Origin of the sequence: Rhizobium sp. L9, assembly GCF_002531885.1 — a bacterium.
Taxonomy (GTDB): Bacteria; Pseudomonadota; Alphaproteobacteria; order Rhizobiales; family Rhizobiaceae; genus Rhizobium.
On the sequence record NZ_NWSZ01000014.1, the window covers coordinates 1 to 13281 of the forward strand.

General features: G+C 59.9%; 16 protein-coding genes and 2 pseudogenes. 13 read left to right on the forward strand and 5 right to left on the reverse strand.

The features are described from left to right. A pseudogene (locus CO660_RS32820) lies at window positions 1–77 on the forward strand (trehalose utilization protein ThuA); the annotation flags it as partial. A 27-nt stretch (window positions 78–104) separates the two neighbouring features. After that, entirely contained in the window at window positions 105–1142 is a 1038-nt protein-coding gene (locus CO660_RS16215) for a Gfo/Idh/MocA family oxidoreductase (protein ID WP_085781620.1), read from the forward strand. Between the two features lie 28 nt (window positions 1143–1170). On the opposite strand, the gene CO660_RS16220 is transcribed toward CO660_RS16215, so the two are convergent. Beyond that, window positions 1171–1563, reverse strand: a complete 393-nt coding sequence (locus tag CO660_RS16220; RefSeq protein WP_097599574.1) for a DUF4112 domain-containing protein — start codon at window positions 1561–1563, stop codon at window positions 1171–1173. A 142-nt stretch (window positions 1564–1705) separates the two neighbouring features. Beyond that, window positions 1706–3523, reverse strand: a complete 1818-nt coding sequence (locus CO660_RS16225; protein WP_097599665.1) for a HAMP domain-containing methyl-accepting chemotaxis protein — start codon at window positions 3521–3523, stop codon at window positions 1706–1708. Between the two features lie 244 nt (window positions 3524–3767). Here CO660_RS16225 and CO660_RS16230 point away from each other — a divergent pair, with 244 nt between their 5' ends. Then, on the forward strand, window positions 3768–4016 hold the full coding sequence (locus CO660_RS16230; protein ID WP_097599575.1) for a plasmid stabilization protein: 249 nt from the start codon (window positions 3768–3770) through the stop codon (window positions 4014–4016). Between the two features lie 163 nt (window positions 4017–4179). On the opposite strand, the pseudogene CO660_RS34475 reads toward CO660_RS16230, so the two are convergent. Beyond that, a pseudogene (locus CO660_RS34475) lies at window positions 4180–4364 on the reverse strand (EF-hand domain-containing protein); the annotation flags it as partial. A gap of 163 nt (window positions 4365–4527) precedes the next feature. Here CO660_RS34475 and CO660_RS16240 point away from each other — a divergent pair. Next, entirely contained in the window at window positions 4528–5175 is a 648-nt protein-coding gene (locus tag CO660_RS16240) for a TetR/AcrR family transcriptional regulator (protein WP_097599576.1), read from the forward strand. Window positions 5176–5295: 120 nt separating this feature from the next. On the opposite strand, the gene CO660_RS16245 is transcribed toward CO660_RS16240, so the two are convergent. Continuing rightward, window positions 5296–5529 (reverse strand): hypothetical protein, encoded by a 234-nt coding sequence (locus CO660_RS16245; protein ID WP_097599577.1) that lies wholly within the window; start codon window positions 5527–5529, stop codon window positions 5296–5298. 131 nt (window positions 5530–5660) lie between these two features. Between CO660_RS16245 and CO660_RS16250 the strand changes: the two genes are divergently transcribed. From CO660_RS16250 to CO660_RS16290, 9 genes are all read left to right on the forward strand, one after another. After that, complete coding sequence (locus CO660_RS16250) at window positions 5661–6500, forward strand: transporter substrate-binding domain-containing protein (RefSeq protein WP_097599578.1); 840 nt, start codon at window positions 5661–5663, stop codon at window positions 6498–6500. Between the two features lie 163 nt (window positions 6501–6663). After that, entirely contained in the window at window positions 6664–7326 is a 663-nt protein-coding gene (locus CO660_RS16255; protein WP_097599579.1) for an amino acid ABC transporter permease, read from the forward strand. 5 nt (window positions 7327–7331) lie between these two features. After that, complete coding sequence (locus tag CO660_RS16260) at window positions 7332–7991, forward strand: amino acid ABC transporter permease (protein WP_085781604.1); 660 nt, start codon at window positions 7332–7334, stop codon at window positions 7989–7991. An 11-nt stretch (window positions 7992–8002) separates the two neighbouring features. Then, a complete protein-coding gene (locus CO660_RS16265) occupies window positions 8003–8773 on the forward strand; it encodes an amino acid ABC transporter ATP-binding protein (RefSeq protein ID WP_097599580.1) in 771 nt (256 codons plus the stop codon). Window positions 8774–8929: 156 nt separating this feature from the next. Further along, window positions 8930–9679 (forward strand): GntR family transcriptional regulator, encoded by a 750-nt coding sequence (locus tag CO660_RS16270; protein ID WP_097599581.1) that lies wholly within the window; start codon window positions 8930–8932, stop codon window positions 9677–9679. A gap of 4 nt (window positions 9680–9683) precedes the next feature. Further along, complete coding sequence (locus CO660_RS16275; protein ID WP_085781601.1) at window positions 9684–10469, forward strand: transporter substrate-binding domain-containing protein; 786 nt, start codon at window positions 9684–9686, stop codon at window positions 10467–10469. A 77-nt stretch (window positions 10470–10546) separates the two neighbouring features. Further along, window positions 10547–11218, forward strand: coding sequence for an amino acid ABC transporter permease (locus CO660_RS16280; RefSeq protein ID WP_085781600.1), 672 nt, complete (start codon window positions 10547–10549; stop codon window positions 11216–11218). Beyond that, window positions 11215–11874, forward strand: coding sequence for an amino acid ABC transporter permease (locus CO660_RS16285; RefSeq protein ID WP_085781599.1), 660 nt, complete (start codon window positions 11215–11217; stop codon window positions 11872–11874). Before CO660_RS16280 ends, CO660_RS16285 begins: the two co-directional genes overlap by 4 nt. Then, window positions 11852–12577 carry an amino acid ABC transporter ATP-binding protein gene (locus tag CO660_RS16290; protein WP_097599582.1) on the forward strand — a complete coding sequence of 242 codons (726 nt, stop codon included), beginning with the start codon at window positions 11852–11854 and terminating at the stop codon, window positions 12575–12577. The genes CO660_RS16285 and CO660_RS16290 overlap by 23 nt, the downstream gene beginning before the upstream one ends. On the opposite strand, the gene CO660_RS16295 is transcribed toward CO660_RS16290, so the two are convergent. Beyond that, window positions 12578–13240, reverse strand: a complete 663-nt coding sequence (locus CO660_RS16295) for a metal-binding protein ZinT (protein ID WP_097599583.1) — start codon at window positions 13238–13240, stop codon at window positions 12578–12580. It abuts the gene before it with no gap. Window positions 13241–13281 lie beyond the last annotated feature (41 nt).

Consider the following 13281-nt stretch of genomic DNA (forward strand, 5'->3'; position numbering starts at 1 on the left):
CGGTGGAAAAGGCATTGGAGCCGATCGTCGAACGCGGCCCGAAACTGCACCAGGCCGGCGAAGCCGGTTACCGCTGAACTCGATAAAGGATCATGAGGACAAAAATGCGCTTGATCATTCTCGGAACGGGAGGATGGGCAAATACCCACGCCATGAACTTCTCCGAAATCGCCGGCGTCAAAATTGTTGCTGCCGTCGATACAGACGAGGTCCGGCTGCGGGCCTTCGCGCTCAGGCATGGCATCCCGCTTACTTTCACATCGCTCGATGACGCCCTTGCCTGGGGGGAGTTTGACGCCGTGACCAATGTCACGCCGGATCGAGCGCATTATTCCACGACGATGAAGATACTCGGCGCCGGCAAGCATGTGCTCTGCGAGAAGCCCCTGGCGGTCAACTACCGCGAGGCCAAGGAGATGGCCGACGCCGCGGCGGCGTCCGGAAAGGTCACGATGGTAAACCTTACCTATCGTAATGTGGCGCCGCTGCAGGCGGCGCGAAAGATGGTGCTGGATGGCCGTCTCGGCGCGATCCGCCACTTCGAAGCGTCCTATCTCCAAAGTTGGTTGGTGTCCAAGGCTTGGGGCGACTGGACCAAAGAGTCGCAGTGGCTTTGGCGGCTGTCGACAAAGCACGGCTCCAACGGTGTGCTGGGCGATGTTGGTATCCACATTCTCGACTTCGCGGTTTTTGCCGCCGGCAGCGACGTAAAGGCGGCGGCATCGCATCTCAAGGTTTTCGACAAGAGCCCCGGGAACCGGATCGGCGAATACGAGCTCGATGCGAATGACAGTTTCCTGATGATGGCCGAGCTCGAAAACGGCGCGGCTGGCGTCATCCATGCAACGCGCTGGGCAACCGGCCATCTGAACGAATTGCGCCTGCGCCTGCATGGAGACAAGGGGGCGCTCGAGGTGGTGCATACGCCTGAAGGTTCGACCCTCAGGGCCTGCGAAGGCGCCGATGCCGACAAGGCGATCTGGCGCAAGATCGAGGTCGAACCGGTCATCACCAATTTCCAGCGATTTGCAAACGCCGTGGAAAAAGGGAAGCCGGATGAGCCGGGTTTCGGCCATGCCGCCAAGCTGCAATTTGTTCTTGATCACGCAGTCAAGACGGCCGGCGCCCTGACTGAGCTTTAGACAGGTTCCTCGGAGGGGCCGAGCATCGTCAGATGCGCTGGTTCAGCTCGTCTTCGCTGATGCCGAAATGCTCGAGGATGATGCCGACGTTCCGGCGGTGAGATTTGAAATAAACGTCGAAGAGATCGCCGACCAGCGGAACCGTGCCGCAGGCGGCGTCGACGCCGAGATTGACCGCCATGCGGGCGAGCTTATGGGCAGGAAGGCCGAGACGCCTTGCTTCATCGATGATGAAGAGACCGATGAGGGATCCGGCAACGTCGCCGACGGCTGGGATGAGGCCGAGAACCGAGTCTGCGCCGATCCGTACGCCGAAAGGCAATCTGACTGCGGTATCCATGAGCCGAGCGATCGCGGCAGCGCGTCGAATTCTTTCGCGTTCGAGCGCCGTGGGGCGTTCCCTGTGGGCAGAGGCTGGCATCAAAACCCTTGCGGCATTGGGATCGCAGCGCGATCCTGATCCAACGAAGGTGCGGCGTCGCGATCGAGATGTTCCATTGCCGTGAAACGCCGAAAGTCTTAATAGGTTCGCCGGCCGCGTGAGGATTTACGCCTGAGCCGCGTCAGGCGGCTCTCTGCGATCTTGACCCGCCGGCCGGTGCATTGATCTGAAAACGGCCGACCACGCCCTCCAGCGTCTGCGTCTGCCCGCCGAGCGCACGGCAGGCTGAGACCGTTTCCGCGGCCATCGCGGCATTGCGCTGCGTGACCTCATCGAGCGCATTGACGGAGGCATTGATTTCCGCGATCGCCACTGCCTGCTCGGAGGAAACCGAAACGATGCGGGCGATCAGGCCGGCGACCTGCTCGACCTGGCCTTCGATTTCCATTAGCGCCTTGCCGGTGCGGTTGACGAGCTCTACGCCGGTGGAAACCTGAGACGATGACGTGGAAATCAGAGATCTGATCTCCTTGGCGGCATTGGCCGAACGGAGGGCGAGCTCACGTACTTCCTGCGCTACAACGGCGAAGCCTTTGCCCGCTTCGCCTGCTCGGGCAGCTTCCACACCGGCGTTGAGCGCCAGAAGGTTGGTCTGGAACGCGATCTCGTCGATGACGTTGACGATATCGCCGATCTGGGCGGACGAACCCTCGATCTTCTGCATGGCGGCGATCGCATCGCGAACGATGGCTGCCGAATGTTCGGCGCTGCTGCGCGTCTCGGCCATCATACCGGTCGCCTTGCCGGCATGGTGGGAGGCGTCATTGGTTTTAGCGTTCATCTCCTTGAGCGCGGCGGTGGCCTCTTCTAGCATAGCCGCCTGCTGCTCCGTGCGCGATGCGAGGCTGTCTGCGGCATTGGTGATGCCGGTCGAGGAACTGCCCACCTGCCGGGAGGTCTGGGCGACCTCCGCCATTGAGGCGGAAAGAGCATCCAGGCTGTCGTTGAACTTGGCGCGCAAGCTCTCATAGGCGGCGGCAAAGGTTGTCGTGATACGGCAATCAAGATTGCCGTGCGACAGCTGGTCCAGGCCATATGTCAACTCGTTGATAACCGTTTCGCGTGTTCGCTCCTCGGCCGCCTTTTCGGCCATCTGGCTGCGCTCGCGCTCGAATTCGGCATCGCGAAGCGCCGTTTCCCGCTTCTGCGCGTCCTGCCGTTCCAGCGCATTACGGCGGAACACCGCGACCGCCTTGGACATGGCGCCGATCTCGTCGGAACGATTCGCATAGGGAACTTCGGTCGAAAAATCGCCTTCGGCAAGATTGCCCATATAGGCCTTCATGCCATCGAGCGGCACGATTGCCCGGCGGCGCAGAAGATAGAGTCCCGCCAGCAGCAGAGCGAAGGAGCCGAAGCCTGCAGCTCCCGCATAGATCGTCCAGGTCACGATTTCCGAAGCTGCGTTCGTTTCCTCGCCCTTCAGGAAAGCGTCGGAATTCGCGACGAGCTTCTCCACAGCATCCTGGTGCGTATGGAAGGCGACGCGCAACTGCTCGATCGCGCCGTGCGCCTTGTCTTCGTCCTTTGCTTTCAGCGCCGGAATGATCTCGCGGTTCATCACGTCCCAGAATGCATCGCCCTTGGTCAGCACATCGTTTTCGAGCTCGTCCTTCAAAGCCTGCGGCAGCCGGGTGGACTTCCAATAGGCGCGGCGGTCGTCGTAAGCGGCCTTGAGGTTTGCGATCTTGCCAAGATTGGCTTCGGTGAGCTCAGGGAATTTGCTGGCTTCGAAGGAGAGCATGTAGGATTCGACCACGAAGAGCGGCGGCGGCAATATGTCGGCGATGAGGTCCTTGCCATAGACCACCTGCTCGTAAACGGGGCCGTTGACCTTCAGCCGTTCGAGCGCCGATTGCTGCAACCCGATCGACATGAACAGGCCTGCTGAAACGGCGACGCCGAAGGCCACCAAGCAACGCGCAATAGTAAACGCCAAGACTGCCTCCATATAAATTTCTGGGCCTCTTCTTCGAGGCGACGAATTTATGCAGAGTATTATTTATCCAGAGATCGCTGAGATATGGTTAATTCTTTCAACTCGGAGACTCCAGCAGATTTTCGCAGGGCGAGAGCACCGTCCAAAATTGGGGTGGTCAGTGTGAAACCGGAACTTTCCAAGGCACTTGCTGCCATCTTGATGGCGCGAGGAGGCAGCTATAGATGTGGCAAGGGAGATTAACATGGCTGAACCTCAGCTTTCGGTACGAAGCTTGCGGGCGCGTGATCTTGCTCACCGGCTCGCCCGCCGTGAAAAACGCTCGATTGCCGATGTCGTCGAGAGGACGCTTGAATTCTATGAAATATGCGATGCCGGTCGCGAGCCGGCATCATCCTTTTACAACAGGCTTTCGCAGCAAAGCGGGATGGATACCAACCTCGAGGCCGTCCTCAACAAAGGCCACCAAGCGCATGAAGGGATTGAGCTTTAATTTCCGCCAACCGCTTCGGAGATGTTGAAAAGATCGCCTGCTGAAGCGATGATCGCATGGCTCGTTCCGGCATGTTGAACTGGTCGTGCCGACGTGACGATTGCCGAGATCGCTTTCGGTAACCTGCGCCGCCGTCCCTTTAGCCGGCCGGGATGGTCGAAGTAATCGCCAGCGTCATCAGCTGGGCCATCAATTTGTCGGCGCTGCTGGGTGTCTCTTCGTTAAGCTGCCGCTCGGTTGATTTCTTTGCTGAAACCGTACTACAGGATAGGGCGTCCTGGGATGCGGATGTCGAGCTCTTGCTACAGGAGAGGGAGAGACTGACGTTGCGGCCGAAATGGTCGTGATAGGCGCTCCATCGCTAGAGGGTGGGGATGCAGCGCATTACGGGAACGGATGAGTTCTATAAGTCGAAATTGCCAATGCCACAACCGAAGAAATCGTCCCTCACAAACTGCAGCCTGCTTTTCAGGAGCGTCGGCATGCGTCTCGGACAGACGGTCTGATCGTAATGGATATTGCCGACGAGACCGCAGATGAACCGCGCAAGCGCGGCCGGCCGAAAGTCTCCAGCGACGAAGACAAGCGGACCCATATCGTCGAAGTCGCCCGCCGCGTTTTCGTAAAATACGGCTATGCCGGAAGCACGACCGCAGGGGTCGCTTCCGAGGCGGGTGTTTCCAAGCAGACGCTCTACAAGCTGTTTCAGAGCAAGGAAGAACTGTTTGCAGCTGTGGTCGGCGCGCATCGGCGCCTGATGCTCGACCTGCCCAGGCCCGCGGAAGACCTCCCGATCACGGCGAGTCTCGAGCGCATCTTCATGATCGACATGGACGAGGATACGGATGCGGAACGCGCCGGCTTCCTGCAGCTTATCTTTCGCGAAGCCACGCAGTTTCCCGAGCTTATCGAAATTCTCCAGCGCGAAGGCATACTCGCCAGCAGGCAACATCTCGCCGACTGGCTGCGCGATCGCCGGGCGGAAGGCAGGCTGTCGCTGGATGATCCGGAGAGCGGCGCTCGCATGCTGATGGATATGATCTTTGGCGGCATGGGCCCGCCGGAAGGCCGCGTGCATGCCTGGCCCGACCGGGCTCTGATGCTTGCCCATCTCCACCGCTGCATCGCGATCTTCGCCGCCGGCGTCGCGGCCGCTTAGAGCGGTAAAGGCGCGCAGCAACTCCCGCACACCACGCCGCGCAATCCCTGGGTCAGGTGCTTGCCGCTTGCCGTCATCTGCTTGCCGCCCAAAACTGAGGGCCAGTCTCCCAACGTGGCTTCACCGGCAACCGTTGCCCGCCACAGCGAGGAAAACATCGGCAAGCTCACGACGGCCGGTGAACTCATGAGCGACTTCAAGCTCTGCTCCTATGCCATTAAGGCCTGTGGCCCCGAAGATATGCCGGGCCTTCATGAAAGAGCTGCTGGAAAACGACCTTAGGCCGAAGGGCGCGCCGCGACCGAAGAAATCGAAACCAACCGCAAAATGCTGCGCTGCCGAAAAAATCGCCAAGCACTCTGCTGCGCGTTTTTTCGGCATGCCCCATTGACAATTCACCGCCGATAGCACTTGATATCGAAATCCAATAAAATAGACAGATGTCCGGTATATTGGATCATCGAAACATCTACAAGGGGAACGCCATGATCATTTCCTTTCGCACCGGCCTGATGTCGCTGGCCGTCGCCGCCCTGGTGTCGACGCCTGTGCTCGCCGAGGGCAGCAAGCTCGACGAAGTTCTGGCCCGCGGCCATCTCGTGCTCGGCACTGGCAGCACCAATGCGCCCTGGCACTTCAAGAGCGCGGACGACAAGCTTCAGGGCTTCGATGTCGACATGGGCCACATCGTCGCCAAGGCCCTGTTCGGCGATCCGGATAAGATCGAATATGTCAACCAGTCTTCGGATGCCCGCATTCCGAACATCACCACCGATAAGGTCGACATCACCTGCCAGTTCATGACTGTTACCGGCGAACGCGCCCAGCAGGTTGCCTTCACCATTCCCTATTATCGTGAAGGCGTCGGCCTGATGCTCAAGGCGGACGGAAAATATGCCGATTATGCCGCCCTGAAGGCTGCCGGCTCGTCGGTCACCATCTCGGTTCTCCAGAACGTCTATGCCGAGGCTATGGTGCACGCCGCATTGCCGGAAGCGACCGTCGACCAATACGAATCCGTCGACCTGATCTATCAGGCGCTGGAGTCCGGGCGCGCCGATGCCGCCGCCACGGACCAGTCGTCGCTCGCCTGGTACATGACGCAGAACCCCGGACGCTACAAGGATGCTGGTTACGGCTGGAACCCACAGACCTATGCCTGCGCCGTCAAGCGCGGTGATCAGGACTGGCTGAACTTCGTCAATACCGCTCTTCACGAAGCGATGACCGGTGTCGACTTCGACTTTTACGCCAAATCCTACAAGACCTGGTTCGGCAAGGATCTGACGCCGCCGCAGATCGGCTTCCCCGTCGAATTCAAGTGACCGCGATGCGGGACGGGAGTTCGCTCCCGCTCCGCTGGAACAGAAAGATCTTGGTCCAGGTCGGGCCAAGATCCGAATCCGCTTCTGAATCGAATGGTTGGAGTATGACGCTGTCCGGGCCGCTCGCAGGTTCGGCAGCGTGCTCCGGTCTGAAAGGACCCGCATGGGTTACACGCTGAATTTCGCTGCCGTCTGGCGCAATTTCGACTTTCTCTTAAGCGGACTTGCCCTCAGCCTCGGCCTTGCCGTGATCTCGATCCTGATCGGGGCCGCAATCGGTCTTGTCGTGGCTTTCGCGCTGACGTCGAGGAGCCGCTTCGCGCTCGTGCCGGCGCGCATCTATGTCACTATCATTCGCAACCTGCCGATTCTCGTCCTGGTGCTTTTCGCCTTTTTCGCGCTGCCGCAGATGGGCTTGCGCCTCGACAAGATGAAAAGCTTCGTGCTGGTTCTCTCGCTCTATTCCGGCGCCTATCTGGCCGAGGTGTTCCGCGCCGGACTGCTGTCGATCCCAAGAGGACTGACGGAAGCCGGCCTCGCAATCGGCCTGACGGCAATGCAGATCCGAAGCTCGATCATCGCACCGCTGATGTTGCGCAACGTGCTGCCATCGCTCTCCTCGACCATCATCTCGCTCTTCAAGGACACCTCGCTCGCCGCCGCCATTGCCGTGCCCGAGCTGACCTTTGCCGCCCGCAAGATCAATGTCGAGAGCTTCCGGGTCATCGAAACATGGCTGGTTACATCAGCCCTCTATGTCGCCACCTGTCTCCTCATCGCCGCCTTGATGCGCCTCGTCGAGCGCCGTCTGGCCCTGCCGAGATAATTCCGATGTCTCACACCTTTCTCGAACAACTCTGGATCGCCCGTTACGTCATCATGAACGGCATCGCCATGACCGTGTCGATCTCGCTGCTGGCCATTCTCGCCGGCTCCGTTCTCGGGGTCTTTGTCGGACTGGCGCTGGTTTACGGCGGCATTGTCTTACGTCTCCTCGTGCGAGCCTATACGGATATCATCCGCGGCACGCCGGTGCTCGTGCTCGTACTGGCAAGCTATTACGTCTCCGCTGCGGTCGGTCTTGATCTCGGACCGTTCTCCGCCGGCGTCCTCGCCCTTGCCGTCTTCTGCTCTTCCCATGTCGGCGAAATCGTGCGCGGAGCGCTTCAGGCGATCCCGAAGGGGCAGACCGAAGCCGCTAAGGCGATCGGTCTGACCTTTACCCAGACCTTCACCTCGGTGCTGTGGCCGCAGGCCATGCGCCAATGTCTGCCGGCCTGGGTGAATACGGCGGCCGAGATGGTGAAAGCCTCGACTCTGCTCTCCGTCATCGGCGTCGCCGAGCTTCTCCTGCGCACGCAGGAGATCATTTCCCGCAATTTCATGAGCCTGCAGTTCTATTTTCTGGCCGGCGGTCTCTATTTCATCGTCAACTACGGCATCGAGCACTTCGGCAAATATGTCGAGCGCAAGACCGCCCTGCCGTCCTGAGGAGCCTACCGATGGCCAAGACCATTCTCGACATCAAGGGTCTGCGTAAGACTTACGGTATCCACGAAGTTCTCAAGGGGGTCGATTGCGCCGTGCAGGAAGGCGAAGTCATCTCCATTATCGGCTCATCCGGCTCAGGCAAGACCACCTTGCTGCGCTGCGTCAACATGCTCGAGGAATTCCAGGGCGGCACGATCAGACTCGACGGCGAGGAAATCGGCTATCACGTCGACGGCGCGTCGCGGCGGCGCAAGAGCGAGAAGGAGATTGCGCGCCAGCGCTCCCTGACCGGCATGGCTTTTCAGCAGTTCAATCTCTTCCCGCATATGAGTGCGGCCGAAAACGTCATGCTCGGCCTCGTCAAGGTGAAGAAGATGACGAAGCCGGACGCCCGCATCATTGCTGAAAAATGGCTGGACCGGGTCGGCCTTGCCGCCCGCGCCAACCATTATCCCAGTCAGCTCTCCGGCGGCCAGCAGCAGCGTGTCGCAATTGCCCGCGCCATCGCCATGTCGCCGCGGCTGATGTTGTTCGACGAGGTCACCTCAGCCCTCGACCCGGAACTGGTGGGCGAAGTGCTGCAGGTGATCAAGGGGCTGGCCGCCGACGGCATGACCATGCTGCTCGTCACCCACGAGATGCGTTTCGCCTATGAGGTTTCATCCCGCGTTATCTTCATGAACCAGGGCGTCATCTGCGAGGAGGGCGATCCGAAGGAAATGTTCCTGCGTCCGAAGACCGAACGATTGGCAGAATTTCTCAAAACATCGAGCTTCAATTAGACGACGGCGCGGCGATAGGGCAGGGGGAGGGGGGCGCGCTCGCCCAAATTACGTTCAGTCTGCATCCCCGGCAGGCAGATTTCCCGCCAAAAGTCCGAGACAGGTTGATGATCCAGAGCGGGGGGTTTTTGGCACGGGCTTTGCTTTCTGCCTTGTATGCAAGAGAGCCACACATCCGAGACCACGCAGAAATCCATTGAGGCAACGATCGTCTCGGGGATCCTTTCTGCCAAGATCCGGCCGGGCACTCGACTTGGCGAAAATCAGCTGGCAGCGCTCTTCGGCGTGTCGCGAACCCGCGTCCGTGAAGCGATGATGCGTCTGGAGACGCGCGGCATCGTGCATGTCAGCCCCCGGCGCGGCTGGTTCGTCGTCGAGCCCTCCGCTGAGGAGGCGATCGCCGTCTATCAGGCGAGGCGTGTCGTCGAGGCTGGATTGCTGCGCAGCATGGCCGTGCTGACGGAGGAGGGACGCAAGGCTCTCGACGCCCATCTGAATGAGGAGAGGAATGCCATGGCGGCGGGCGACCGCCAGCGGCTGACTTATCTGATGGGCGATTTCCATATCCGCATCGCGGAATTGAGCGGGAACACGATCATCGTCGATATCCTGCGCGACCTGACCGCGAGGACGATCCTCATTTCGATGCTCTATCAATCCGAATTTCATGCGGCACAGTCGCACGAGGGGCACTGCCGTATTTTCCAGGCCATGCAGGCAGGTGATTTCGTCAGAGCTGCGGAGCTCTCCGTCGAACATCTTGATGAAGTGGAAATGGGCCTCGACCTGACGGCGCGCCCGGATCCGCTTTCGGATCTGCGCAGTTCCCTGTCGCTTCCGCTAAAGGCCGCATCCTCCATCGCCCGGCAATCGGACCCCAAAACCACAACTTCAAAGGAGCAATGAACACATGCTGACAAGACGGATCTTCTTCGCAATCGCAGCCCTGACCGCGACCTTCAGCTTCACCTCGCCGTCTCACGCCGATGCTCTCGCCGACATCACGGCGCGCGGTACGCTGCGCGTCGCAGTCCCGCAGGATTTCCCACCTTTCGGCAGCGTCGGCACCGATATGGCGCCGATGGGCTACGATATCGACATGGCCAACCTCATTGCCGAAAAGCTGGGCGTCAAAGCCGAGCTCGTGCCGGTTACGAGCGCCAACCGCGTCCCCTATCTGCAGACGAACAAGGTCGATCTTGTGATATCGAGCCTCGGCAAGAATCCGGAGCGCGAAAAGGTGATCGATTTCTCGGTCGCCTACGCGCCCTTCTTCAACGGCGTCTTCGGGCCGGCCGATCTTTCGGTCGCCAAGGCAGAAGATCTCGCGGGCAAGAGCATCGGCGTCACGCGCGGCGCCGTGGAGGATCTCGAGCTGACGAAGATCGCGCCGGCCGACGCAACGATCAAGCGTTACGAGGACAATAACGGCACCATCTCGGCCTTCCTCTCCGGCCAGGTCGACATCATTGCCACCGGCAATGTCGTGGCGGCTGCCATCCTCGCCAAAAATCCTCCCAAGCGCCCCGAGCTGAAGTTCCTCATCAAGAACTCGCCCTGCTACATCGGCCTCAACAAGGAACAGTCCGCGCTTCTGGAGAAGGTGAACGGCATCGTCGCTGCCGCCAAAGCCGATGGCAGCTTGAATGCCATCTCGCAGAAGTGGCTCGGCGCCGATCTGCCGTCCGATCTTTAAGGAAATCCGGGTCTCGCGCATGTCATCCCGCCTCCGCGGGATGACATGCGCTCCGTCACCGCAAGAGGGGACATTCCTTGAGTTACCATTTCGAATTCGGCTGGCTGCTTGAATATTACCCCCAGATCATTAAGGGCATACTGATCACCCTGGAGCTCATCGCGATTGGCGGTGTGCTCGGCATTTCGCTCGGCATCGTTTGCGCCTGGGTGCGGGCGCTCGGCCCGGTCTGGCTGAAGCCGGTCGTTGCGGCCTATGTCGAACTGATCCGCAACACCCCATTCCTGATCCAGCTTTTCTTCATCTTTTTCGGTCTGCCATCGCTCGGCCTCCAGCTCTCCGAATTGACGGCCGCTAATCTCGCAATGGTCGTCAACCTCGGCGCCTATAGCTGCGAGATCATTCGCGCGGGCATCCAAGCAACGCCGAAAGGCCAGTTCGAGGCGGGCGAGAGCCTCGCCATGACGCGCTTCGAGACCTTCCGCCATGTCGTGCTCGTGCCGTCGCTGCAGCGCATCTGGCCGGCACTGTCGTCGCAAGTGGTCATCGTCATGCTCGGCTCAGCGGTCGTATCGCAGATCGCCGCCGAGGATCTGACTTTCGCCGCGAATTTCATCCAATCGCGAACCTTCCGAGCCTTCGAGGCTTACATCGTCTCGACATCAATCTATCTCGCGCTGGCAATCCTGCTCCGGCAGGTGCTGGGCCTGGTTGGCTGGTTCATCTTCCCGAGGAGAGCAGTGCGATGATCACCTTCACGCTTTGGGACATCCTGCGCAACCTGCTGCTCGCCACTCGCTGGACCATTCTTCTATCGCTCGTCTCGTTTATCGGCGGCAGCGTGGTCGGCCTCGGCCTGCTATTCCTACGCATCAGCAGGCGCAAGGCCGGTCGGGCATTTGCGAAATATTATATTGAGCTCTTCCAGGGTACGCCGCTGCTGATGCAACTCTTCATCGCCTTTTTCGGTCTCGGGCTCTTCGGAATAGACGTCCCGGCCTGGCTGGCGGCGGGACTGGCGCTGATCCTATGGAGCGCCGCCTTTCTCACCGAGATCTGGCGAGGCTGCGTCGAAGCGGTTGCGAAGGGGCAATGGGAAGCCTCCGCCAGCCTCGGCATGGGGCGTCTGCAGCAGATGCGCTACGTCATCCTTCCGCAGGCGCTGAGGATCGCCATACCGCCGACCGTCGGTTTCTCCGTTCAGATCATCAAGGGCACGGCGCTGACCTCGATCATCGGTTTCGTCGAATTGTCCAAGGCCGGCACCGTGGTCACCAACGCCACCTTCCAGCCCTTCACCGTCTATGGGCTCGTAGCGCTCATCTATTTCGCCCTTTGCTGGCCCTTGTCGAAAAGCAGCCAGATCCTGGAGAGGAAGCTCAATGTCGCTCATCGAAATCACTGACGTCCGCAAGAGCTACGGATCCAACGAGGTGCTGAAAGGCATCAACCTGAATGTCGAACCTGGCGAGGTCATTGCCATTATCGGCAAGAGCGGTTCGGGCAAATCGACCCTGCTTCGCTGCATCAATGGTCTTGAGACCATTACCAGCGGTTCCATCTCAGTGGCCGGCGCACAGCTCATCGATGACGAAGTCCATTTAAAGGCGCTGCGCCTGAAGGTCGGCATGATCTTTCAGCAATTCAATCTCTTCCCGCATCTGACTGCCGGCGGCAACGTCGTGCTGTCGCAGGCGGTGGTCAAAAAGACACCCAAGGCCGAAGCCGAGGCCACCGCCCGCAAGATGCTGGAGCGTGTGGGGCTGGGTCACAGGTTCGACGCCTATCCTGACGAGCTCTCGGGCGGACAACAGCAGCGCGTTGCCATCGCCCGCGCGCTCGCCATGCAGCCAACCGCCCTTCTTTGCGATGAGATCACCTCGGCGCTCGATCCGGAACTGGTCGCCGAAGTTCTGGCCGTCGTGCGCGAACTTGCCGCCGAGGGAATGACGCTGCTGATGGTCACGCACGAGATGCGGTTCGCCCGCGACGTCTGCAGCCGCGTCGTCTTTATGCATCAGGGCCGAGTCCATGAAGCAGGCCGGCCGGAGGACGTCTTCGCCAATCCGCAGACCGCCGAGCTCAGGCAGTTTCTCGGTGTCAACTAGTCAGTGGCTCAGCATCTCCTCGGCGATCTGTTTCCCATTCAGGCTCGCGGGGTAATAGGTCGGCCAGTTGGTGACCTCGTTCAGTAGCGCGGCGCGGTCGTTGCCCCAATAGAGATGGTAGTGATCCGCCTTCTCAGGGGCGACGATGTGGTCGCTGAACTGGATGAACCGAGGTGCGGCGTCATCACCGGCGCTTTTCCGGAAGATGAAACGCACCCCTCGATTACCCTTCTTGTAGGTGAGGATTTCGTGCCCATCCGCCTCGTAGTCTCCGCTCACGGGGTCCTTGCCGCGGAAAAAGGCAACCTTCTTTCCTTTGATGACGATCCGATCGACGTCGGTCTTGTATCCCGTCTCATAGTAGGCACGATATTCCCTGGCGCTCCTGTCGCCATGTTTCGCCTTGTCGGCCATCACCGGATTCAAGGTTCCATCTACAAGATAGGGATAGACCGACTGCCAGTCGCCTTCCCAGTCCGATAGTTCACGCGCCTTTACCTGGTCGTCATCGAAATACCCATTATACACCGACCCCTGTTGATCGTGGGAATGGCCGTGGTTGTGATTGTTTCCCGAAGATGTCTCAGCGCCTGCCATTCCTGCAAAAGTCAATGTTGAGGATACAGCCAGTGCGCAGCTGAGTGTCGTGATCGCCTTGTTCATTCGCTGAGACCCTTTTGATTGACCGGCACGGCTTGTGCCTC